The following is a 23,748-nucleotide window of genomic DNA, read 5'->3' as shown; positions in this document are numbered from 1 at the left end:
CGCTACTCCAGGGGTAACGCGACCTGCTCAGTATACAGGTAGCTCAACTGCTCTGGCCGTAACCGTTCACTTTTTAAGCCCATAGCCATACCGTAATCTTCGACCCGGCCTTTGGTCAATGTCGGCACCAAACGCTGCTCTACATGGGCAGAGGGCAAACCTTTGCCCAACAACCACCGTGACCACATACCATGATGAGCAACAAAGGTCTCTGCAGCACCCACATGCATCAGCACCGCACCGGGTAGACGTTTCCACACCCCTCGACGCCAAACCAGATGACAGGGCGCCTCATTTTTCCCACCCAACAGAACCGCCTGATCCAGCCAAGCAAAGTCAGCATGATCCAGCCAACGCTGTTGCTCTGCTTTGGGTAAACTGGCGCGGGCGGCATCCCCCATTAGGACTTTAGCGTTGGGATCCCAACCCAGTGGAGGCAGCAGCACCCGACGCGTTTGTGCAACCATTTCAAAACCCAGTAGTTTGTAGATCTTGCATACCATCTCACTGGGCGTGGTCCCAATCACCGTTTGGTCGGGTTGTTTAATAATCGCCTTTAAAAGCCCCATGGACATGGCACTGTAAGGCTCCAACACACGCCAACTGGTCAAATTACAAAGTCTCTCTAAGCGACCATTGATCTGCTGCTGGCTATAGATGGCAGCCAATACCCCAACAACATCACCTTTTTCCCTTAACATATAACCATGGTTCGGCTTATCCACCATCCAAGGCTGTTTGAACGCCGTATACCACTGATCAGGGGTAATACGCGGATTCATCTGTCGGTGTAAAAAATCACACACCCCTTGAAGATCCTCATCCTTTATGGGTAACAGCTCAACCATTTTTGCCTACTCTCTTTACCATCCCACTAAAATCATCTCTGCTCCGCGCAGTGTAATGACTTACCCACTGTTTCACCACCGTTGCTTTGTTCGCCATTTCGGTATCTTGTTATGCACACCTAACAGGTATTGATTTTTTTTATCGAAGAAAATGAAGCGCGGGTTACTCTAAACTTTGATCAACCGGTAAAGGATCACCTTAAAAAAGCACGATGCTCGTACCCATTCTATTTTAAACCATCACATTAAAGCCCACATTATCCACCCCATTCACAGAGATGCATAAACTCATACTCATATCCATACATACTACTCATTTATGGGTAGAATAACGGCATAACATGATATAACCAAAAATAATTTCATAATTAATCGCGCTAAAAAAGATTGACGATGCCTTTGCTCATCCTTAAGGTATTCAAATTGCTTTATCGGTAGATAGGTCAAACTAATCTGCCACATCCACTGAGGTTTACCATGAGCTGTTTTCAAATCAGTATGGGTCTATCCACGTTTTGGATCTTCAGCACCCTTTTTCTCTTGGGTAAAGCCAATGCCCTGCAAGATCTGGCCTGGATCTCGACCATCGGTATTGTCATTTTCTGTTCGGGTATCATCTTTCATATCCTCTGCGAACCCAACAAGAAGCATAAAGAAGATAAAGACCCTGCTACAGAAAAAGTTTAGAGCGGCTCATATCTTGGGCTACCGCCCTATATGTTTAAGGGGTTCACATCCCCAAACCATGTAGACCGATTGCTTCTAGACGCCACATCGACACCGGGTTACACTAATACTACACATAGTTCTATGTATTTGTAGGGGTTAGGAGTAACCAAAGCGATGACGCACCGCCCATCTATTCTGGCTTTGGCGCCCCATAGTTGGCATGACCGTTGGTTAAGCCGCCAACAACTGATGTCCCGACTGGGGCAGCGGGGTTGGCCGGTCACCTACAGCTATGGCCCCCTCAATGTGTGGCAAAGAGACACCCCTTTATGGCAACAGGCGGGTTGGTTCGGCCACATTGAACAGACCGACCATGTTCAGGTCGACCAGCCTGGACGTTGGTTTCCCACCTGGAGCCGCTACGCATGGTGGCAAACTTGGGCACTCAACACCCATATCGCCCGCATGCAACAGGCGATGGGCCAGCCTGATCCCAGCCAGCAGATTCTATTTCTTTTTCATCCCTCTTTCTGGCCCTATGTCGAGCGTTTAAACCCCCGCCATGTGGTCTATCATATCTATGATGTCTTCTCCATTATGGATAGCTGGAACCCGCAACTGGAAGCTTATCAACAGCAACTGGTTGAACGGGCCGATCTGATTACAACCTCCTCTCAAGGTATGTTGGAACAGCTGCCTGATCCCGGCCCAGGCAAAGCCAAACTGCTCAACAACGGCGCCGACCCCTACCCCTTTATACAGGCCGATGGTTGCCCCTGCCCGGATGACCTCGCTGCTATACCCGGTCCACGTATTGGCTATGTTGGTACCGTCAACTCTAAACTGGATCTGGAGATGATTCTCTATGTGGCCAGCCGCTACAGCCGTTGGCAGTGGGTCTTTATTGGCCCCGTCATGCTCAATGGACAGAGCCAACGGGATCAACAAGCCCGGCACCTATGGGCACAGTGCTGCGCCCTGGATAATGTGCACCTGTTAGGGGCCAAAACCCGTCAGGATGTCCCCGCCTATGTCCAGCATATGGACGTTAATACCATCTGCTATCGCATCCGCCCGGATGATTGGGTGGTACACGGCTACCCCGTTAAGCTGCATGAATATCTGGCTACGGGTAAACCTGTGGTCGCCGCCGCGCAACATGCGGTCGCCAACCAGTTTAGCCATGTCGCTGCCATTGCCCACGATCCTCAGCAGTGGGCCGATGCCATTGAGGCCGCACTCACCACCGGTGGTGTCGGCACCCCCCAGACCCGCCGCGACGTAGCGACCCAAAACACCTGGGACCAACGAACCAGCACTTTAGAAGAGTGGCTCCTGGACCTATTGATCTAGTCACGCTTTTTCAAATAGATACAACCCAACATCCTGCCGATACGCCACCCTGGCACAAAAGCTGCTGCCTGCTTACATAAGTTGACACTTTTTCAGATCCCAATTAGGCCACGGCAGGCCGAGAAAAACCAAGGATTGGCAAGGGATTAGGTCATCAATGGCAACCATGAAGGTTTAACCACGGATGACAAACATGGGCAGGAATTGCCCACCTGGTCTGAAAGGAATGACCATGGCCCTTGTGCATAAAGCAGAAGTCCATGGCGGCGTCGAACCCATGCAGAGTGGCGGGGAACAACCCTACACCCAACGCATGGCTCACCTCATCGCAGCGGGGAGTATAACCCCAGCCAAGGTGGATACCCGACGTCGACTGGAAAAGGAACCACTGGATCTACATGCCCTCTACACCCTGGGATACCTCTACTGCGCCCAAGGTAACCTGCTCTCTGGTCTAAACAGTTGGCAGGACCTGGTGGAGCTGTTGCAGGATCGTGAACAGTTGGTACTGCTGCAACCGGATCAACTGATGTTTTTGCAGGCGTTCTGCGGTCAGTTGCTACAGGTCTGTGGACAGGTGAACCATCTGGTCACACTACAGAGCAACCCAGATCTGCACCACGCCTTGTGTAACATGGGTTACCGTACCGCACGGACCTCCATGAACCTACGCAATGCCCTGGGCAGTGTTGTAGAGCGAGATGATCCTGAAGTGCGCTTTATGGAGCGCCTTAAACCCTATCGGGATAGCCGTGGACGCAGCCGTTTTCACTTCCGGCCCTCCTCACCCCCTGCACTTAAGGTTGAACCAACCAACCAAGGTATGGGTACCCTAAGCCAGTTGGGGGAGATGACCCGTGCCCAAGGCATACTGGCATTGGAGACCTTTGAGCAGGCCCTGACCACTTGGAATGGCGCCTCCCATCAAATGACCCTGCCTTATCTGCCGCATCCCGAAGTGGATCAACGGGTGATACTCAGTGGTGCTTTAAATCTACATGCGGTTGGGGAACCGTTACTGCATCCACATTTGGATCAACTGATTGCTATGGGACGTGCCCGTGGTGCTCAGGTCCATCTACGCACCAACGCCATTTTACTGGCCGATACAACGGTTCGCCAAAAGCTCCTGCGCAATCCACCAGACACGCTACAGATCTCTCCCGAAGGCACCTGCGCCCAAGAGGTTGATGCCATTCATGGGGAAGGGTCCTGGACACGTATGTTGCAAGGTTTGACCCTGCTGCATCAAGAACGTGCGGCTTTACCCGACGATCACACCATGACCATAACCCTGGTGCTGGACCCTCATCATGAAGCGGGTTCACCCCAACTTACGGAAGTGATGGCACCCCTGGTGGATCGTATGGAGCCCGCGGCACTGGTACATGACAGCCCCACACCCAAGTGCCGTGAACCTTTTTATCAACTCAATCTGCTGTGGGATGGCACCTTGATCCCCTGTAGTAAAGATATCAATGCCCGCATGCCTCTGGGCAATGTACATCAACAAGGGGTGGATATGATCTGGAACGGCCTGAGCGCCACCGATCATGCTGAAGATTTACTGCTTAACCGCTTGGAATCTCACACCCAATGCAACAGCTGTGGTGGCGATAGCTGCCTCTGTTAAGATTTCTGATTTTCAGTGCCAGCCCTCTGGTTGTCAGCCAGGGGGCTTTTTTTTGTCTATTATTGGCCGACCTATCACGTTTTGAACGTGGATTTCTTATACGGTTTGAAGGACAATCTTGACCTAATCATTTTTTACACTGCAAAGAGTTGGATGAAGGCATGGATAAGGGCGCAAAAATTCATATCGCTGGACATCGTGGCATGGTGGGGTCTGCCCTGTGCCGTTATTTGCGCAGTGAAGGGTATGAAAACCTACTACTGGCTGGCCGTAACGAACTGGACCTGTGCCGCCAGGCTGATGTGGAAGCGTATGTTGCCGACCACAAACCGGACTATATGATTATTGCGGCGGCCCGCGTGGGGGGTATTCATGCCAACAGCACCTACCCGGCTGAGTTTATTCGCGACAATATCCAAATTGCCACCAACTTGATTGATGCCGCCTACCGGTCCAAGGTCAATAAAGTGCTCTTTTTGGGCTCTTCGTGCATCTACCCCAAGTTGGCACCGCAACCCATGACCGAAGAGTGCCTGCTGACGAGCGCTTTGGAACCGACCAATGAGTGGTATGCCATCGCTAAAATTGCCGGCATTAAACTCTGCCAAGCCTACCGCAAGCAGTATGGCTTTAACGCCATCAGCGCAATGCCAACCAACCTCTACGGGCCCGAAGACAACTACCACGACCTTAACGCCCATGTAATCCCAGCCCTTATCGGGCGCTTCCATAAAGCCCAGCAAGAGGGGCAGCCCCATGTCAGCGCCTGGGGTACAGGCTCACCCCGTCGTGAGTTTTTACATGTGGATGATCTCGCCGCTGGCGTCATTCATCTGTTAAAGAATTATGCGGGCATGCAGCAGGTCAATGTAGGTACCGGTGAGGATGTAACCATTAAAGCACTGACGGAGTTGGTTGCCCAAACCGTGGGGTATGAAGGGGAGATTATTTGGGATAGCAGCAAGCCCGATGGCGCACCCCGTAAACTCCTGGATGTCAGCAAACTTAAAGAGATGGGCTGGTCCCCTGCCTTTACCCTGGAGGCGGGGTTAAAGGATGCCTACCAATGGTTCTTGGATCATCAGGATGGCCTGCGTAAAAAATAGTGGAGCCGGTACCGAGCCCACTTCAAGCCGGTTAAACCTTTCAGCCCCCGTCTCTAGGCACTTCTTAAGACAAAGCCAGGCTTGGTCAATCCCTATTAAAGAGGGTGATCAGGCCTGTTTTTTTAACCCGCACCCTTTTTTTGCACCAAGGTCAAACCATCGGCCATAGGCAGCATGGTGATCTCCACCCGTTGATCATAGGTAATCTTGCGGTTGAGTCTCTGCATAGCCTCTACATCAGCCGGGTCTATACGATGGGGCAACGGTTCATCGGCCTCAGAGGCCACCACCGAACCAAATAAAAAGACATTATCCAGAGCGATAACCCCGCCAGGCCGAAGCAGGGTTAAGGCTTGTTCGTAGTAGCCATCATAGCCCTGTTTATCGGCATCAATAAACACAAAGTCAACGGTGCCTACAGCCCCTGTTTGGATCAAGTTTTCCAGGGTATCAGCCGCTGGCCCAAGGCAGAGTTCAATCTTCCCTTCCAAACCCGCCTCATGCCAGTAAGGCTGCCCAATGGCGGCAAACTCCGCATGAATATCGCAGGTGACCAGGTGCCCATCATCCGGCAGTGCCATGGCCATACATAACGCGCTATAACCGGTAAACGTCCCGACCTCTATCACCTTTTTTGCGCCCAACATCCGCAGCAAAAAGGCCATAAACTGCCCTTGCTCCGGGGGGATCTGCATAATCGCAAAGGGGTGCTGGGCTGTCTCTTGTCGTAATCGAAACAGCAGCTCTGTCTCCCTTAAGGAGTGGTCCAACATATAGTGGTGCAGAGTGTCACTGAACGTACGTGCAGACTTCATCCAACCCCCTCCTTATGGTGAAAAGGAACCGACCCTAAAAGGTATGCCCCACCACCTATGTGTACAGCAAGCTTGACACCCTCCCCATATGGCACAAGATGGAGAGAGTTCGGACGAACAACCTATAAAGGCACTTCCATGGCACCCACTCCCCTCGAAAAAATGGTTCAGGAACAGATACAGGCTCGGGGGGTGTCTGATCCCAGGGTGTTGGCCGCCATGCAACAGATACCACGGGAGCAATTTATTCCCCAAAACATCCAACACCATGCTTTTGCAGATCGCCCCTTACCCATCGGCCATGGCCAAACCATCTCCCAGCCCTACATCGTGGCCTATATGTGTGACAAACTGGATATTGATGTCAGTCACCGGGTTTTGGAAATTGGGACAGGCTGCGGCTACCATGGTGCTGTGCTCTCAAAACTGGCTTCTCAGGTCTACTCCATTGAGATCCTAGAGCCTCTGGCTTTACAGGCCAAACAAACCACCCTTGAATTGGCTCTGACCCACCTAACCATTCACACCGGAGATGGACAGCTTGGCTGGCCTGAACAGGCCCCCTTTGATCGAATTTCCGTCGCTGCGGCCACACCCACCCTCCCCCAAGCTTGGATCGATCAATTGGCCGAAGGGGGCAAAATGATCGTGCCCATGGGCAACCCCCATCACCATCAAACCTTAATGCTCTACGAAAAAATACAGGGACACTTACAGGCCCACCCACTCTTACCGGTTAGTTTTGTCCCGCTGACCTCAAGCCAAACACACCACACCTTATAAATCATACCCGTCATGATCGCTCTAACGAGCATAGGATGGTGAATGACGCGCGCTGCGGGCATTTTTCTCTGTTTTGCATCCATGAAACCAAGGCTGACACGCCTCTTTCAATGGCCCATTAGCCACCTTAAAGGCTGGGGAACTTGGCTGCAGTTCGGATCAGGGATCGGGCGTGGTGTCCATCTACCAGCCACTTTTGCCACAAGGCTCTCTTGTCGCAAGCTTCCAGCGACCCATAGGCTCCAGCAACTGGGCATAAAAGCGATTTTTAGGGGGGGGATAAAGGGAAGGCGAGCGGCGGCTGGGCCATCACAGCCCATGGCCCTTTATTTTAAGTCACTCATATCAACGGTATCAAACAGTGTGGCCAGATCTCCGGTCAGGGCCTGACGGGAGAAACGACCAACCGCATCTTGGTTGGCAACAGGCACGGCACCACAGCGCACCTGCTCCACAAAAGCTGGCAGGGCATTTTCCATCTCACTGGTATCATGCAGTGGCCAAATGGTGGTGACACCCGACTCCAACATAAGATCTGCGGCATCCCCATTAGGGTCGGCCAGGGCCAGGATCGGCTTGCCCATACGCAGATATTCAAACAGCTTGGCAGGGATTAAATGGCTGAAGTTGGCCCCCTGCAGCAACAGCAGGCCATCGACCTGGGCCATCTCTTCCAATGCCTGACTATACGGCAACGTTGGCGCCACATGCACCATATCGCCCAGACCATTTTGATCAATCTGATTTTGCAGATGCGCTTCCATGCCACTTCCCCTAAAGGTGATCTTTAGGGTCTCAGGCCCCACCACACCCAGGCGGTGCAAACGTCCCAACACCTCCATCAAGGTCACGGGGTCCCGCTCTTCCTGACCAGGATAGATCACCCCACTATGGAGCAAGTGGATCGGCTTATCCGGATTAAGCGCCGTTTGAGGTTCTAAATTCTGGAAGTTCTCTTCATCAAAACCATTGGGAATAACCACCACCTTGCCAGGGTCCAAAAAAGGGTAACGGCTGCTGTATAACCGTTGAATACCCGGTGTGGTGACCACCACACGGTTGGCACTGGCAATATGCCGTGCTTCCAGTGTAGCAAAGGTCTCACGCAGTTTAGCGTTGACAGGAAAAGTCTCCGTCCACTGACCATCCCGAAAATCGGCCACCCAAGGAAGGCCCGTAATCAAGCTTAGGGTATGGGCAATACGGTGACTGGTCGCAACGGGATAGGTGGCCCAGATCAGATCTGGCTTGTAACGTTTGATCAACCGTAACCCTTGCCAAATGGCCGGCAACCGCCAACTACGCCAACGGTCTGGTTGGGCTGTAAAGCCAAAATAACGACCTGCTATGGCCAGATGGCGGGTGGCATCAAGAGCAAAACTACGGTGAACCGGAACCTGTTCGGGAATTTCAGAGAGCTGGGCATCACTCGTTTGCGCATAACTGCGTGTATGCGCGGAAAGCACAATAGGGTCCCACTGGTAGTCCGGCAGATATCGGCAAAATTTCAGGGCACGTTGCGTACCGCTATAGCCCATGGCCGGGGGGAAGTGGAAGGCGACCATCAAAACGCGTTTACGCATGTATGAGCCCTCCTTTGTAGAAGCCACAAAACCGATATACCAACGAAGGGCAGACTGGGCTTACAGGGTAGCAAAACCACCCTGTAAGCCACAGACAGCCAGACACACCCGCTGGGTAAGAGCACCTAGTTCAAGCGATCTCTTAGCTTAACTTACCACAGCACTGCTTATATTTTTTACCACTGCCGCAGGGGCAGGGTTGATTACGCCCAATCTTCTCACCCTCTCGCTTAAAGGGTGTTTGGGGCATACCCTCGGCTGGGGCTTCACCCCCACCCTCACCGGCCCAAGCACCACTCTCGGGATGATCCATATTCATCTGCTGTTCACGGGCTGCCGCCAGCTCAGCTTCATGGGCCGCAACATCTTCCTGTTGCTGCACCTCAACCTTGCTTAGGAACTCCAACGCTTCCTGACGGATACGCTCCAGCAACATATGGAACAGCTCAAAGGCTTCGCGCTTATATTCATTGAGCGGATCTTTCTGCGCATACCCCCGCAGATGAATACCCTCTTTCAGATGATCCATGTTCAACAAGTGCTCTTTCCACAAAGCATCAAGCACCTGCAACATGATTGATTTTTCTAGATAGCGCATCAGGGGAGGGCCAAGACGCTCTTCACGGGCAGCCGAATACTCTTTGACGGCCTCCCACGCACGCTCTTTGGCGACCTGATTGGTCACCCCTTCTTCGTTTTTCCAAGGTTCGGCATCTAGATCCAGATTAAACTGGTGGATCATCGCCTCTTTAAAGGCTTTGGCATCCCACTCTTCTGGATAGATCTCCTCGGAGAGGTGAACATTGACCGTCTCTTCAACCAGCTCCTGGCGGATTTCATCGATGTAGTCACGAATCTCTTCGTTCTCCATCAACTCCTTACGCTGATCATAGATCACCTTACGCTGCTCATTCATCACATCATCAAACTTGAGCAGGTTTTTACGAATATCGAAGTTACGCCCTTCGACCTTCTTCTGAGCGGACTCCACAGCTTTATTGATCCAGGGGTGCACAATGGCTTCCCCATCCTGCAGGCCCAGCTTTTTCAACATGCCATCCATGCGCTCAGAACCAAAGATACGCATGAGGTCATCTTGCAAGGAGAGGTAGAAACAACTGGAACCGGGATCACCCTGACGACCGGAACGTCCACGCAGCTGGTTATCAATACGGCGGGATTCATGCCGCTCGGTGCCGATAATGTGTAGCCCCCCCGCCTCTAACACACGGGCTTTGGCCTCTTCACACTCTGCACGAATTTTGGCTTCCAGTTCCGCTTTTTTATCCTCGGGTGTATCGGCGGTGATCTCATTTTTGATCCGCATATCCACATTACCACCCAACTGGATATCGGTACCCCGACCCGCCATGTTGGTTGCAATGGTAACCGCCCCCAAACGCCCAGCCTGTGAAACGATCTCAGCTTCACGCTCATGGTGTTTGGCGTTGAGAATTTCATGAGGAATTTTAAGCTTCTTCAAGAAGTGGGAGACCATCTCTGACTTCTCAATGGAAACCGTACCCACCAGCACAGGCTGACCTTTATCGTGGGCGATTTTGATATCATCCGCCACAGCCTTGAGCTTCTCTTCCAAGGAGCGGAATACCATGTCATCCCGGTCTTCCCGAACCATATCTTTATTGGTGGGAATGATCACCACTTCCAGCTCATAGATGGATTGGAACTCAGCCGCTTCGGTATCGGCCGTACCTGTCATACCGGCCAGCTTGTTATAGAGACGGAACAGGTTCTGGAAGGTAATGGAGGCTAAGGTCTGGGATTCATTTTGAATCACCACCTGCTCTTTGGCTTCCAGGGCTTGGTGCAGACCATCTGAGAAACGACGGCCCGGCATCATACGTCCTGTAAACTCATCAATGATAATGACCTGACCATCTTTAACGATGTAATCCCGGTCATTCTCAAACATGGCGTGGGCTTTTAGCGCCTGATTGACATGGTGAACCATCTCAATATTGTGCAGATCATACAGATCGCCATCCCCAATCAGGTCAGCGCTGCGCATGAGCTCTTCAATTTTTTCATTACCCTCTTCGGTAAAGGTCACCGCACGCTGTTTTTCATCCAGCGAGTAATGAACCTCATTCTCCAAAGAGGGGATCAAGCGATCCACTTTATAGTACTTATCGGTATTGTCTTCGGTGGGACCGGAGATGATGAGCGGTGTTCTGGCTTCATCCACCAAAATAGAGTCAACCTCATCAACGATGGCAAAGTTCAGGGGACGCTGAACCATCTCCTCAAGGGAGAACTTCATATTATCCCGTAGGTAGTCAAAGCCAAACTCGTTGTTGGTACCGTAGGTAATATCCGCCTTATAGGCATCCTGACGGGCTTCATCCTCAATACCGTGGACAATAACCCCCACAGTCATACCCAGGAAGGTATAGAGCTTCCCCATCCACTCGGCATCACGACTGGCCAGATAGTCGTTTACCGTAACCAAATGGGCCCCTTTACCACTGAGGGCATTGAGGTAGAGCGGCAAGGTTGCGACCAGGGTTTTACCTTCACCGGTCTTCATCTCAGAAATTTTACCCTGGTGCAGAACAATGCCACCAATCAGCTGCATATCGTAATGGCGCATACCCAGGGCGCGTTTGCCCCCTTCACGCACCACAGCAAAGGCCTCCGGCAACAGTTCATCCAGTGTCTCGCCTTTTTCCAGGCGAGCCTTGAACTCATAGGTCTTTCCGGTTAGTTCCGAATCGGAAAGCGCCTCATACTCCTTTTCCAGGCCATTAATGCGGTCCACCAGCGGTTGCAAGGTGCGCAGATAGCGGTCATTACGGGAGCCAAACAGTTTACGGGCAATGGCGGAGAACATCAGTCGTCTCTTTATCTCTTAAAAGGGGTGCGGCGAACCAACATCCATCAAACAGCTCAAACCGCGTGTGTGAAGAGAAATCTTATAGCACGTACCGCCCCTTGGACACAATCGAAGCCGCTTAAAAGCAGCCTAAACAGATCCAATGGATGTATTTTAAGGCGGTCGTACAAAAAAAGAAAAAGGTGCCCCTTAAGCAAGGGCACCTTTTTTTGTGGCTGGCAAAAGTGTGTAGAGACCTGGTCACTCCTTGACCAATTTGGTCTCCACCCCCTCTTTTGTCAAAACACGGGCGGCCCAACTTGCTTCCGCTCGGTAGGGAAAAGGCCCGGCACGAACACGGGTAAAGTTGGTCCCTTTAACCTGTAAAGGTAAGCTACGAACCGGTATACCCATCTGCTCAACTTTACGCTTTAACCGATCTGCGTTGAGCATGTGGGCATAACTCCCCAGTTCCACATAGTACAGATCCCCATTGGTAATCGAGGGGCTCTGCTCCACATGCACTGGTTTGGTTTGAACAACCGGACGTTGCGTGGGTACTGGCTGTTTCATCACAGGTGGCGCTACCGGTGCTGTAATCGCCACCGGCTGCAACTCAGACATACGGGTTGGCGGTGTGGGTTCTACCGGCTCTGGAATAACCACCTCACCCACCCGGGGTGTTTCAATAGGAGCAGGTGCAACCGCAGGTTGCGGGGTAGGTGCAACCTCAACGATGGGCGGCTCCTCAAAGGAAGGAGGCACCAGTACCGGAGCAGGCTCAAGGTCCTCATCGACCTCTTTTTCTAATGAGGCACGCTTACCCTCTTCGATCGCTTGCTGCTGATCGCCCGGTGTTGTGTAGTGAATGGGATACTCCTGAATGGGTGCGGTACAACCCGTCATACCCAGCAGGCCTATACTTATGATCCAACCGGTGGTTCGTTGCCAACGGTGGTGTAACTGAAACAGCCCCATGGCGCTTCTCCAGCTTTATATCTGGTGATTGTTTGAGGTTGCACACTCTTTGCAAACAGCTTCTGTTAAGTCGGATGTTTCAATCCTGCTGTTTATTAAATGACAACATTCGAATGAACTACAAGAATCGCACCAACCCGTTCTCAAAAGGTCTTTATCATGGGTCAGAAACGTATAACTCTTGCGCTGTTGCTTGGTACAATGATGTGGCTTCTCTCTGCTTGCGGATCGCCAGAAGCCGTTACCAACGTTGCACTTACCGATCCAAGCCAACAGATGACCCCCACCGATAGTGTGGTACTACTGGATAGTTTTCCAACACGCAGCCATCACCGCATTGCCCGTCTGGAAACCCAGGGTAATGAGGCCGCTAACTCCGACATTTTTTTGTTAGAGAACATGCGGGCCAAAGCACGAAATATTGGCGCTAATGCCATTGTGGTGGAGAAAAAGAGCAAAAAAATGGTGACCGGTACAGAGTCCATCTATGGACCTTCCATCTACCGGGTACTGCGCGGTACCGCCATTCGGTATACAGACGGCTACTAAGTGTGAGCGCTTCTGATGATGATCGCCAATCGAAGGGGGGGAAACAACCTTTCACCCCGCCTTCGAAAAGGCGTAAACCAGGTCCCCCCGCCGCCCTCAAGGGGATTATCGGCAAAGTGGTGGCGCCCTGGCTGGAACACCCGACGGGTCAAGCCAGTTTGATCTGGAAGTATTGGCACCGGGCGATCTCGCCACACATTGCCCAACACACCGAACCGGTGCGCTTGAATAAAGGGGTGTTGACGGTTCGGGTGGATAGTGCCAGCTGGGCACAAGAGTTATCTTTTTTGAAAACTGAGCTCTTACAGCACCTTAACCAGGCTCTTCCAGAGCCCATTGTGGCAGACATGAAGTTTGTCCAAGGTCCACTAAAACGCCGCCAACAACGCCCCACCAAACCACCCAAAACCCCCCTACCCCCACCCAGGCCCGATGAGCAGGAGAAAATTCGCGCCATTGTGGCGGATGTGACGGATGAAAAGTTAAAAGAAACCCTCTACCGCACCTTAACCAAACATCTGGTATGGATGCGCCTTAACCGATCTCGCTTTAAGTAGCATCATCCCTAAGCTCTGGGCGCTTTGTCGGCTGGAGCATTCACCCCAACACGGTCTCGTTCAAACCGACATCCTTATCGCTTACTGGCACCTATGGTCATGTCATAAACCCGACACCAAGGTCCAACCCCCCCCTTTTGTGCCATCAAAACCACCAAACTTTGTTTTCCCCCCCCGGTTCCCAGCACAATTTGACGGTGTAAGGTTAACCCAACATCGGCCAGCACCTTTGCGCAGACCTCGACCTGCTCCATGCGATGGATCATGACAACCCAACCCCCACATTTCACCATCTCACAGGCGCAGAGACAAAAATCATGTAGATCACCATGCAGGGTTAAACGTGCCGCAGCCCGTATAGGATCTTGGGGGGGGCGGTGCTTACCCGCCTCAAAGTAGGGTGGATTAAAAAACACCCCATCATAAGCCTGCCTGGCCAATACGGGTGTTAACTGACGTAGATCTGCCCTCACCATCTGTACGGCGACCTGATGATGGTCGATCAGCTTTTGTGCCTCCTCAACCAAAACAGCTTGCCGCTCCACCGCATCAATCTCACATTCCGTATTGAGGTGCGCCAACGTAATCGAAGCCTGGGCACAACCAGCACCCAGCTCTAAATATCGCCGACCCGGCATACCTGCCATCAGAGCCGCCAGCATACCTGGTTCTGGCCCACCACCGGTTCGCCGACATATTTCCGTTAACTCAACCATGCACACCTCTGTATAGCTCAAAACTATAGATAGTATATTTATATAGTATTATCTTTATCTATTAATTCAAACTAAGCTTCATTCCAACAGACACCATGCGCACCAAGCATTTCACGCAATTTATGGATTCATCAAGGAGCCTAACCATGGGAACCACCGAAAATTTACAAGCAGCCTTTGCGGGAGAAAGCCAAGCCAACCGGAAATATCTGGCCTTTGCACAAAAAGCAGCCAAAGAGGGCTTTGCTCAGGTGGCCAAACTGTTCCAAGCCGTCGCCGAAGCTGAAACCATCCACGCCCATGCCCATTTAAGGGTTCTGGAAGGGGTCAGTGACACCGCGGCCAACCTGGAAACAGCCATGGAAGGTGAAGATTATGAATTCAATACCATGTATCCAGAATTTATTGCCACCGCTGAAGCAGAAGGTAACACCAAAGCCATAAAATCCTTCAAAAATGCCATGGCTGTAGAGAAGATCCACCATGATCTTTTTGTGCAAGCTTTGGCCGCTGTCAAAGCGGGTAAAGATCTGGACGGCCAAGCTTTCCACATTTGCCCGGTGTGCGGCCATACCGAAATGGGGCCTGCCCCAGCAACCTGCCCCATTTGTGGTGTAAAAGGCGAAAAATTTCTCGCCTTAGGCTAAACCACACAAAGAGAAGCGGCGGTCGATGGGACCGCCTCTTCTTTAGCTATACATTTCTATTATTCTGGAAATATGATTGACATACTCAGATAACTACTCTAGCCTAACCTTATGGAACACGATGATGCCGCCAAACGTTTAGCCGAACTGGGCAATAGCACCCGACTGGCTATTTTTCGCCTGCTGGTCAAAGCAGGGCCAGAAGGCCTGCCCGTGGGGCAAATACAGCTGGAGCTGGATATACCCGGCTCAACCCTCTCCCACCATATATCCCGCTTGGTTAGGGTGGGTTTAGTGGTACAGGCACGTGAAAGCCGGACCCTACACTGTTTGCCACAATACCAAGCTCTGACTGAATTAATTGATTATCTACAGTTGGAGTGCTGTAGCGGATTGGGTAAGAACGGGTGTTAAGTTGAACGTTTTTTTTGTCTTATTATTTCTAGTTTTCTAGAATTATAAATCTTACGTACACAACGATGCACATAAAGCCAACCGAACCAGACGGCCCTTGAATGCATTCTTTATTTCTATTTCTCTAGAACTACAGAGGTTATGAGCATGGATACGTTTCTTCCTATGGCCAAAGAGGCCCTCAGTTTCTTTACATTTACATTTGCAGAACTGGCCATTCTCTTTGTTGGTATCTCCATGTTTGTCGGTATTTTGCAGATATACATACCTGCAGAGAAAGTCAAAAAACTGCTCTCCGCCCGGCAAGGTCGGGGCTATATTGTTGGCGCAAGCTTGGGTGCGCTGACCCCTTTTTGCAGCTGCTCAACCATTCCTTTGATGATTGGTTTACTTAAAGCCAAGGCTGGGTTTGGTCCGACCCTCTCCTTTTTATTAACCTCCCCTCTGGTAAACCCTGTAATAATTGGGCTTTTTTGGATGACCTTTGGCCTTAAAGCCACACTGGTATATGGTCTGCTTGCCGTTAGCATGGCAATTCTCATTAGCTACGTATTAGAGAGACTCAACTTTCAACGCTTTATTAATCATCATGCACTAACCGATCATGCCACCCCTGCGAACACGCGCCCCTTAGCAGGCACACAACCAGCAAACAGCAGCTGCTGCAGCCAAGTAGAACCAAAAACGCCCAGCTGTGCCGATAACCGTTGTGAGGTGCAAATTCAGACCGACTCAACCGCCACACTCACCCCTTCTATACCCTTTGCTTCACTACCTTGGGGCGACATTTTTAAACAATCGGTACAACAGTTTAAACAGTTTCTACCTTATGTCGCGATCGGAGTGACCATCGGTGCCGTGGCCCATGGTTTTGTCCCCCAAACCTTTGTTGCCCAGTACGCAGGCTCAGATAGTCTATGGGCCATACCCATCGCTGCCATCATTGGTGTACCACTGTATGTGCGTGTGGAATCTATGATTCCCATCGCCGTGGCTTTAATGGGTAAGGGCATGGGTTTGGGCGCTGTTGTCGCCTTAATCATCGGCGGTGCTGGGGCCAGCTTGCCTGAAGTCATTATGCTTAAGCGTATCTTTAAACTGCCCCTGCTACTGGCCTTTCTTGTAACGGTGTTTACCATTGCCATTAGTGCTGGCCTGCTCTTTCACCTGCTTTACTAACTAACCTCCTCTCTTGATCTCTAAGAGGAGGAGCCGTCGCAGCCCACCTTAAGAGTGTGCCCTCTACGATCCATGGGAGGGCATACTCTTATTGACCATCCTGCCTGATGAAACCTGAATCAATAAATTCACTGACAAAAGCTGGGCATTGGCTTAGGGTATGGTTCCTATTGCCTTTAAAGAAAAACAACGAAAGCCCAACCCATGCACAATGACTACGCCACAGAATGTGAATTGATGACCAATGCGGCCAAACAGTGCCACGATATCATCATGAAATATTTCCGCTTTGGCGAGACCGTTGGAGAAGATGCCAATGTTCAGGACAAAGGCATTAACAACCCTCTGACCGAAGCGGATCTGGCCGTGGACCGTTTTCTCCATGAAGCCCTACTGACCGCTCGACCCGACTACGGTTGGCTATCGGAAGAGACGGTAGACAACCTAAAACGTCTGGAAAAACGCCGCGTTTGGGTGGTTGACCCCATTGATGGCACCAAAGAGTTTATCGCCGGGATTCCCCAATTTGCGATCTCTATCGGCTTGGTGGAAGACGGCCATCCCGTTGCAGCGGTGGTTTATAACCCAGCCTCTGAAGAGCTGTTTAGTGCGTATCTTGGTGGTGGAACCACACTGAATGGTCAACCTATCCAGACCTCAACCCACGCCGCACTAAAAGATGCCAGTTGCTTGGCCAGCCGTTCAGAGACTAAGCGCGGTGAGTGGGATAGTTTTAAAAACGAACTACAGCTTACAACCATGGGTTCCATTGCCTATAAATTGGCCCTGGTAGCGGTCGGTCGCTATGACATGACGTTTACCCTAACCCCAAAGAATGAGTGGGATTTCTGCGCGGGCCACCTCCTGGTTACCGAAGCGGGCGGGGATATCTGTCGTAAAGATCGCTCCTTGTTCCAGTACAATCAGGAACACCCCAAAACACGCTCTGTGGTCGCCACCAACGGCCCCCTGCATGAACCCATTCTCAACCGCCTGGAAGATGTACCCTTGGGACCTGACCGGCGCTGAACCCTAAACCTGGACCAACCCCAGCAGTAAAGAGATAGAACAACATGGCTAAGATTGATGTGTTTGGTATCGGTAACGCCCTGGTGGACCAGGTCTATGAAGTGGATGACGCCTTCTTGACCGAAATAGGTGAAGAGAAGGGGCGCATGATCTTGGTTGATCCTGAGCGTCAGGCTGAACTTAGCCGGGCATTGGGCACAATCAAAGTTTTACGTGCTTGCGGTGGCTCTGCAGCCAACAGTCTGATTGGGCTGGCCCAACTGGGTGGCTCAGCATTTCATGCCTGCCGTGTTGCTGGGGATGAGACGGGACTCTTTTTTGCGCAAGATCTCACCGCCAATGGTGTGCAACATCAACTGGATGATCACATCAAAGGAACCAGCGGATCCTGCATGGTGTTTATTACACCAGATGCAGAACGCACCATGTGTACCTTCCTGGGTGCTTCGGCCGATCTGGAGCCTGTTGACGTCCCCGACAGCGCTTTAGCTGAGGCACAGTGGTGTTATGTAGAAGGGTATCTGGTCACCGCACCAAACACCATGGCGTCAGCCTTGAAAGGGCTGGAGGTTGCACGGGCCAATGGGGTAAAAACAGCCTTAACCTTCTCGGATGTCAACATGGTCAAATTTTTCCGTGATGGCTTTAATGCGATGCTTGGTGAGCAAGGTGTTGATCTGATCTTCTGTAATGAAGAGGAGGCCCTGGCCTTTGCTGAAACGGCAGAGATGGATCAAGCTAAAGAGGTCTTAAAGAAGCATGGCCGCAGTTTTGTCATTACCCTCGGTGCTGATGGCGCCTTGTTATGGGATGGTGAAAAAGAGATCCGTGTGGCCGGCCAACCTGCCAAAGCCATTGATACCAATGGTGCGGGCGATATGTTTGCGGGTGCTTTTTTCTACGGCATCACCCAAGGCTGGGATTTTGAAAAATCCGCCAAGCTGGCCTGTGCCTGCTGTGCGGTACTGGTCACCCATCCGGGTGCACGCCTACCTAAAGCTCGCACACAAGATATACTCAAGCAATTCAACAACTAGAACAACACAAGCAGGGAGGCACCCCCTCCCTGCTTACACCCTTTTGCAAGATATGGTATACTCCAAATATATTGATAACAATATAAGGATTTTACATATCATGAGTGTTGAAAACCCCCAAGATCGGCGTAGCGCTTCACGCCGTGAAAACCCAAATGGCCGCCGTCAATTCACACGGGTAGAGTATCACCATGCCATGATGATTACGGACACCCAAGGCAACACCTACGATGGCACCTTTCAGGATATCAGCTTAAAAGGCATGCTGTTTCTTGGGGATAATCTACCGGCTGAAGGGCTAAAAGTAACCGGCAAGCTCCCCTTGGGTGATGTCATTATTGAATTAAATGGAGATGTGGTCTTTAGTAACGCAGAACGCGGTGCTGCCATTAAGTTCACAGAGTTAGATCTGGAATCCTTTAGCCATTTACGTACATTGGTCTCCCTCAATGCAGGGGATGCTGAACGTATTGATCGTGAGTTGTTCGACGCCTTATGAGTTTTTCTCCCCGTGGTCTCTATCCCATCCTGGATCAAGGCTGGCTGGATCAGTCTGGTTTTCATGTCTCGCCGGATGAAGTAGCCAGCTGTTTTGCGCGTTTGGCCATACCCGTTCTGCAGCTTCGCAGCAAAGGGGAAGGCGGCCTGCAATGGTCATTTATGGAACCCTGGTTTGCGGCCTTTAGAAAAACTGCACCGGCAACCCGTTTGATCGTCAATGACCGTGTGGACATTGCCTTGGCCTTAAAGGCGGATGGCATACATGTCGGCCAGGATGATCTACCGGTGGCGGTCTGTCGCCAGCTTTTGGGCGATCAAGTGTGGGTTGGGTTATCGACCCATAATGAAGAAGAGATCCAAGGTGCTTTAGCCAGTGGCTGTGATTATATTGGCTTTGGCCCCATCCATGCCACAGGCACAAAAGCCAATACCTATACCATACAGGGCTATAAACGCCTAACCGATGCCTGCACCACAGCCGGGGATTTACCCCTGGTTGCCATTGGTGGTATTGGCTTGGATGAGGTCTCACCTTGCATAGAGGCAGGGGCCTCTGGCGTGGCCATGATCAGTGCCCTGTGGCGGCATGAAAACTGGGCCCAACGCCTGGAAGATGCCCAAGCACGGACGCAACGCGAGCACTCAGCCTAACCAACCCCATGCACCGATCAACCATATCCACCGGCTGCAGGGATCAAAACGGTCAGGCCGCTCCCCTTACCCTGCCCCTTCTACTTGGGGCCGCTGTCAGGCGGTTGTGCGCGCTCTCAACCATCACCACACCTACGGTAGGTGACCATACCCTTAAGGTTTCTGCTCCATTAAGCCCATAGATTGCAAGGTATCCAGAAAAAAGGCGGATAAATGCCGTGCCAAGGGGGTCTCCATACGCTCCTCCCCATACAAAGCTACTTCCATAATCGGGAGTTCTGGAAAACCAGACTCTGGCCCTAAAATACGTAGATCCTCCGGAATAACCGACTTAGGCAACATGGTGACCCCCAACCCAGCCCGCACTACCTCAATCAAAACCATCATACCCGCGCCGGTATAGGCGACTCGGTAGGTTTTTCCTGCATGATGCAGGGCCTCCTCAGCCCATTCATGAAAGAGCGTATTGTAGGCATAGGTAACCAAGGGAACCGGCTGATCCAATTGTGGGCGATAATCCCCATGGGCCGCCCATAAGATCGGCTCTCGGTAGAGCGTTCGACCGGCGGCAGGCCAGCGCTTATGGGCAATAACCAGATCCAGCTCACCGGACTCATACATCGGCATTAAATTACGGCTCAGCCCCGAGTGAACCTCCAAACGCACTTTAGGATAGGCCCGCGCAAACCGCGCCAAGAGTTCGGGAAGTTTTTGTGGTAAAAAATAGGAGATTACGCCCAACTTCAAGGACCCTTCTGCATCGGGATGCAACATCACCCGTAGCGCTTCATCATGCAAATCCAGCAAGCGGTGGGCATAACTTAAAAAACGCTCCCCCTCTGCGGTTAGGTGCGTTGAACGACGATCCCGATCCAAAAGGCGACTCTCTAAAATCTCCTCCAGCCGTTTAATCTTCATACTCACTGCAGACTGTGTACGGCCCAATAAACGCCCCGCTGAGGAAAAACCACCAGTATCGGCAACGGCTGTAAAACAGCGCACCAAATCAATATCCAGATCTGCCCGCATCCTTGACCTCACTTATCAAGATTTCGAATCACAAACATCAAGTTTATTCGTTTCTAATATACCACAAAAAGGCGCATGATGTTTACATCGACCGGGTTGGCAGGGATAACCAACACGGCATCCCATCGCCATATTGAGAAGGAGTTCACACCATGAACACCCCACAAATCACCAGTAAAACCCAACTCGTTCAAGCTCATATTCAGGCAGCCCGCGCCGAACGCGCTAAAGTCCAAGCTCAACTTTTGCACACGTTCTGGAAGGCTCTTGTACGTACCTTAACACCGTCACGACTGACCAGTGCAATCCCAGCGCAGAGCTTAATCAGCTCTCCTGCACAGCTTGCCAAGCTCTACCTGAGCAGTGCACGGATCACACCTGTAGGTCGTTAAGTTCCTTATACTCGATTGTCTGTTTCATCTCCTTCACCCGGCCTTATTGGCCGGGTTTTTTTTGGCGCGCACCCCACGCTACAGCCTATTTTCCGGCGATTGTTCACCAGAATCTAGGCCGATTCATCGTTCAAAAAACTGCACCACACTGGATAAGCAACACTTATAGTTTTTGCTGAATAGCGGCTTAGCCTACGTAAAAATACGTAGTCAGATCATTTTTTTTCTCCACCCACACGGCAACTCTGTTTATGATAGCTAGGAATGTCACTTTTACTTGATGATCACGGAGTGCACTACCATGTTCTTTAGTCGTTCTCTTATTGTTGCCCTACTCGCCCTATTTGTCAGCACAGCCCCGGCTCATGCGGGTTCATCTGACGCCATAGTCAAGCTCACCAGCAACAACGACGTGGCCACGACCGTTAAAAAATTAAAAGATCAAATCGCCGCCAAAGGTTTAAAACTGTTTGGCGTAATCGACCATGCCGCTGCTGCCAAAGAGATTGGTCGTAACATGGCCCCTTCTCAGGTCGTTATGTTTGGTAAGCCAGCAACAGGCATGCGGGTTATGTGGCATGATCCAGCCGTGGCTCTGGATCTACCCATGAAGGTCTTGGTCTACCAAGATGATGTGGGAGATACCCACATTGTGTACCGTAAACCAACCTCCCTGCGCCAAGTCTATGCCGTCGAAAATTGCATGGTATTGGATAAAATGGATGGTGGTCTGGCTATGCTGACCAAAAATGCAGCCCAATGAACATACGCACCATACTGCCTGTCTTACTGGGGCTTATCTTAGCCCCAGCCCTTTTACAGGCTGAAGAGCGCCCCCTGCCCGATGGCTGTACAAGCCAGTCGTTGGGCAGTGGCTCCTTCCGAGCCTATGGCAACCCTAAACAGATTACCGGCCACCCTTTTACCACCACCGGCGCCAAGAAGATCTCCCTACAACACATTGTAGGACCCCGAGCCTTACTGGTTAATTTTTGGACCACTTGGTGTATCCCTTGTAAAAAAGAGATGCCCTCTATGGACCGCCTGCAAGGCCGTGTCAGCACACAAGATCTTCTCATTGTACCTTTGGTTCGGGATGGTAAGGGGCTTTCTGAGGCTGTGGCATTTTACAAAGCGTACGCCATTAAAAACATGCCTTTAGCCGCAGACCGATTTGGCAAAATTGGTCATGAACACCGTATTGGCGCCCTACCACAAACCTTGTTTGTTAACCGAGAAGGGTGGGTGGTTGGCATGTTAGTTGGCGGTGTTAACTGGGAAGCCCCCAATGTAATCAAGCTCGTAGAAAGCTGCCTGGATCTTAAAATTCCAGAAACTAAATCCTAGTTTGATTGAGATGCAGGGGTTGTAAGCAAGCACCATGGCTTAACCTTCTGTACGCGCAACGATGTACCGGTTACTTGGGCAACCCTACGGTCCAACCCTGTTTAAACAACCGATACCCAGTCATGGGACAGATCCCCTTTTGGATAGGATAGATGATCCTACGCACGCTGCTCTTTAGCCTGACTCTTTTATTCAGCGCCTCCCCTGTACAGGCCGCTTCCGCCCTGGTGGATCAGCAATGGCTGGCTAAAAACCAGACACAGGTGACGGTGCTGGATGTCCGTCCGAAACCGATCTTCGAAAAAGCGCATCTCCCAGGTGCGATCTGGAGTGACTACCATGGGGATGGTTGGATGGTTACCCGCTGGGGACGCCCCCACATGTTGGCCGTTCGGTCAGATCTGGTGGTTTTGGTTGGACAACTGGGCTTAGCTGCTGATCAACATATTGTGGTGGTTGGTCAAGGTGGCAGTGCCGAGAAGATGAAACAGGCCGTCCGCATTTACTGGACATTGAAATGGTTGGGCCATAAAGAGCTCTCTCTCCTCGATGGGGGTATGGCCAACTGGAGCTACCCAGACAAGCTGGTTGAAGGCTCCCCTACCCCCCATCAACCGGTTCAATATCTCCAGCAATCTGCCCCACCGATACTGGCCATGGAGGAGGATACCCAGGATGTGCTGGACAACAACGCTCCACCCATTGATGCCCGCCCCTACGAACGACACATGGGATCAGAAAATGCCGGTTTTCTACAACAAGCTGGCTCCATTTGGGATGCCCACAACCTGCCTGTTGAACGTCTGCTAGACAAAGCGGGACGTTTTTTATCCGCCAAACAGATGATCACTATCTTTAACCGCCACCGTGTTTTCCACTTTATGCAACGTACGGTCGCGTTTAGTGATACCGGTCAACTCTCCTCTGTGCTCTGGTTTGCGCTCTATGAGGTTTTGGGCAATAAAAGAGCCATGAACTACGATGGGGGCATGGTGGAATGGGAAGATTATCGTCATGATATTTGGGACCAAACCGATGATATGGGCGGGCCATTGGGTTGAGGATATTTTTCCCTCCTGCCTAAAACGCTCGAATCATT

The 23,748-nt window shown here is 51.4% G+C and carries 24 protein-coding genes; 17 read left to right on the top strand and 7 right to left on the bottom strand.

All coding sequences use genetic code 11. The features are described from left to right. Positions 1–2: 2 nt before the first annotated feature. Positions 3–848, bottom strand: coding sequence for a hypothetical protein (locus V5T57_RS05630; RefSeq protein ID WP_332890192.1), 846 nt, complete (start codon positions 846–848; stop codon positions 3–5). Positions 849–1,691: 843 nt separating this feature from the next. Between V5T57_RS05630 and V5T57_RS05625 the strand changes: the two genes are divergently transcribed. From V5T57_RS05625 to V5T57_RS05615, 3 genes are all read left to right on the top strand, one after another. Further along, positions 1,692–2,870, top strand: coding sequence for a glycosyltransferase (locus V5T57_RS05625; protein ID WP_332890191.1), 1,179 nt, complete (start codon positions 1,692–1,694; stop codon positions 2,868–2,870). Positions 2,871–3,102: 232 nt separating this feature from the next. Continuing rightward, positions 3,103–4,503: a radical SAM/SPASM domain-containing protein gene (locus tag V5T57_RS05620; RefSeq protein WP_332890190.1), complete on the top strand. Its 1,401-nt coding sequence runs from the start codon at positions 3,103–3,105 to the stop codon at positions 4,501–4,503. A 161-nt stretch (positions 4,504–4,664) separates the two neighbouring features. Continuing rightward, the gene (locus V5T57_RS05615) at positions 4,665–5,609 is read left to right on the top strand and encodes a GDP-L-fucose synthase family protein (RefSeq protein ID WP_332890189.1); all 945 of its coding nucleotides are present in this window, start codon (positions 4,665–4,667) and stop codon (positions 5,607–5,609) included. A 122-nt stretch (positions 5,610–5,731) separates the two neighbouring features. On the opposite strand, the gene V5T57_RS05610 is transcribed toward V5T57_RS05615, so the two are convergent. Beyond that, on the bottom strand, positions 5,732–6,424 hold the full coding sequence (locus tag V5T57_RS05610) for a class I SAM-dependent methyltransferase (RefSeq protein WP_332890188.1): 693 nt from the start codon (positions 6,422–6,424) through the stop codon (positions 5,732–5,734). A gap of 138 nt (positions 6,425–6,562) precedes the next feature. Between V5T57_RS05610 and V5T57_RS05605 the strand changes: the two genes are divergently transcribed. Beyond that, on the top strand, positions 6,563–7,207 hold the full coding sequence (locus tag V5T57_RS05605; protein ID WP_332890187.1) for a protein-L-isoaspartate(D-aspartate) O-methyltransferase: 645 nt from the start codon (positions 6,563–6,565) through the stop codon (positions 7,205–7,207). 326 nt (positions 7,208–7,533) lie between these two features. On the opposite strand, the gene V5T57_RS05600 is transcribed toward V5T57_RS05605, so the two are convergent. The 3 genes from V5T57_RS05600 to V5T57_RS05590 all read right to left on the bottom strand — a co-directional run bounded on the left by V5T57_RS05600 (position 7,534) and on the right by V5T57_RS05590 (position 12,601). Then, positions 7,534–8,790 carry a glycosyltransferase gene (locus V5T57_RS05600; RefSeq protein ID WP_332890186.1) on the bottom strand — a complete coding sequence of 419 codons (1,257 nt, stop codon included), beginning with the start codon at positions 8,788–8,790 and terminating at the stop codon, positions 7,534–7,536. A gap of 142 nt (positions 8,791–8,932) precedes the next feature. Next, positions 8,933–11,641, bottom strand: coding sequence for a preprotein translocase subunit SecA (gene secA / locus V5T57_RS05595; protein ID WP_332890185.1), 2,709 nt, complete (start codon positions 11,639–11,641; stop codon positions 8,933–8,935). 243 nt (positions 11,642–11,884) lie between these two features. Then, the gene (locus tag V5T57_RS05590) at positions 11,885–12,601 is read right to left on the bottom strand and encodes an SPOR domain-containing protein (RefSeq protein WP_332890184.1); all 717 of its coding nucleotides are present in this window, start codon (positions 12,599–12,601) and stop codon (positions 11,885–11,887) included. A gap of 159 nt (positions 12,602–12,760) precedes the next feature. Here V5T57_RS05590 and V5T57_RS05585 point away from each other — a divergent pair, with 159 nt between their 5' ends. Together V5T57_RS05585 and V5T57_RS05580 are read left to right on the top strand one after the other, a co-directional pair. Next, positions 12,761–13,150, top strand: a complete 390-nt coding sequence (locus V5T57_RS05585; protein WP_332890183.1) for a hypothetical protein — start codon at positions 12,761–12,763, stop codon at positions 13,148–13,150. Positions 13,151–13,152: 2 nt separating this feature from the next. Then, the gene (locus tag V5T57_RS05580; RefSeq protein WP_332890182.1) at positions 13,153–13,707 is read left to right on the top strand and encodes a DciA family protein; all 555 of its coding nucleotides are present in this window, start codon (positions 13,153–13,155) and stop codon (positions 13,705–13,707) included. 74 nt (positions 13,708–13,781) lie between these two features. Here the strand turns inward: V5T57_RS05580 and V5T57_RS05575 are convergent, their stop codons facing one another. Then, positions 13,782–14,423: a methyltransferase gene (locus tag V5T57_RS05575; protein ID WP_332890181.1), complete on the bottom strand. Its 642-nt coding sequence runs from the start codon at positions 14,421–14,423 to the stop codon at positions 13,782–13,784. A gap of 146 nt (positions 14,424–14,569) precedes the next feature. Between V5T57_RS05575 and V5T57_RS05570 the strand changes: the two genes are divergently transcribed. The 7 genes from V5T57_RS05570 to thiE all read left to right on the top strand — a co-directional run bounded on the left by V5T57_RS05570 (position 14,570) and on the right by thiE (position 19,881). Beyond that, a complete protein-coding gene (locus tag V5T57_RS05570) occupies positions 14,570–15,070 on the top strand; it encodes a rubrerythrin family protein (RefSeq protein ID WP_332890180.1) in 501 nt (166 codons plus the stop codon). A 111-nt stretch (positions 15,071–15,181) separates the two neighbouring features. Beyond that, positions 15,182–15,484: an ArsR/SmtB family transcription factor gene (locus V5T57_RS05565; protein WP_332890179.1), complete on the top strand. Its 303-nt coding sequence runs from the start codon at positions 15,182–15,184 to the stop codon at positions 15,482–15,484. A gap of 147 nt (positions 15,485–15,631) precedes the next feature. Beyond that, positions 15,632–16,663, top strand: a complete 1,032-nt coding sequence (locus tag V5T57_RS05560) for a permease (RefSeq protein ID WP_332890178.1) — start codon at positions 15,632–15,634, stop codon at positions 16,661–16,663. 204 nt (positions 16,664–16,867) lie between these two features. Further along, a complete protein-coding gene (locus tag V5T57_RS05555) occupies positions 16,868–17,692 on the top strand; it encodes a 3'(2'),5'-bisphosphate nucleotidase CysQ (RefSeq protein WP_332890177.1) in 825 nt (274 codons plus the stop codon). Positions 17,693–17,736: 44 nt separating this feature from the next. Next, positions 17,737–18,729 carry an adenosine kinase gene (locus V5T57_RS05550; RefSeq protein WP_332890176.1) on the top strand — a complete coding sequence of 331 codons (993 nt, stop codon included), beginning with the start codon at positions 17,737–17,739 and terminating at the stop codon, positions 18,727–18,729. A 100-nt stretch (positions 18,730–18,829) separates the two neighbouring features. Beyond that, a complete protein-coding gene (locus tag V5T57_RS05545) occupies positions 18,830–19,228 on the top strand; it encodes a PilZ domain-containing protein (protein WP_332890175.1) in 399 nt (132 codons plus the stop codon). Further along, positions 19,225–19,881 (top strand): thiamine phosphate synthase, encoded by a 657-nt coding sequence (thiE, locus tag V5T57_RS05540; protein ID WP_332890174.1) that lies wholly within the window; start codon positions 19,225–19,227, stop codon positions 19,879–19,881. Before V5T57_RS05545 ends, thiE begins: the two co-directional genes overlap by 4 nt. A gap of 153 nt (positions 19,882–20,034) precedes the next feature. Here the strand turns inward: thiE and V5T57_RS05535 are convergent, their stop codons facing one another. Then, entirely contained in the window at positions 20,035–20,910 is an 876-nt protein-coding gene (locus tag V5T57_RS05535) for a LysR substrate-binding domain-containing protein (protein ID WP_332890173.1), read from the bottom strand. A 152-nt stretch (positions 20,911–21,062) separates the two neighbouring features. Here V5T57_RS05535 and V5T57_RS05530 point away from each other — a divergent pair, with 152 nt between their 5' ends. From V5T57_RS05530 to V5T57_RS05515, 4 genes are all read left to right on the top strand, one after another. Then, positions 21,063–21,302 carry a hypothetical protein gene (locus tag V5T57_RS05530; protein ID WP_332890172.1) on the top strand — a complete coding sequence of 80 codons (240 nt, stop codon included), beginning with the start codon at positions 21,063–21,065 and terminating at the stop codon, positions 21,300–21,302. Positions 21,303–21,603: 301 nt separating this feature from the next. Further along, positions 21,604–22,065 carry a DUF302 domain-containing protein gene (locus V5T57_RS05525; protein ID WP_332890171.1) on the top strand — a complete coding sequence of 154 codons (462 nt, stop codon included), beginning with the start codon at positions 21,604–21,606 and terminating at the stop codon, positions 22,063–22,065. After that, entirely contained in the window at positions 22,062–22,649 is a 588-nt protein-coding gene (locus V5T57_RS05520) for a TlpA disulfide reductase family protein (RefSeq protein ID WP_332890170.1), read from the top strand. The genes V5T57_RS05525 and V5T57_RS05520 overlap by 4 nt, the downstream gene beginning before the upstream one ends. Positions 22,650–22,801: 152 nt before the next feature. Further along, positions 22,802–23,710, top strand: coding sequence for a sulfurtransferase (locus tag V5T57_RS05515; RefSeq protein ID WP_332890169.1), 909 nt, complete (start codon positions 22,802–22,804; stop codon positions 23,708–23,710). Positions 23,711–23,748 lie beyond the last annotated feature (38 nt).

Source organism: Magnetococcus sp. PR-3 (assembly GCF_036689865.1).
Taxonomy (GTDB): Bacteria; Pseudomonadota; Magnetococcia; order Magnetococcales; family Magnetococcaceae; genus Magnetococcus.
This window is presented reverse-complemented; position numbering and strand designations above follow the sequence as displayed.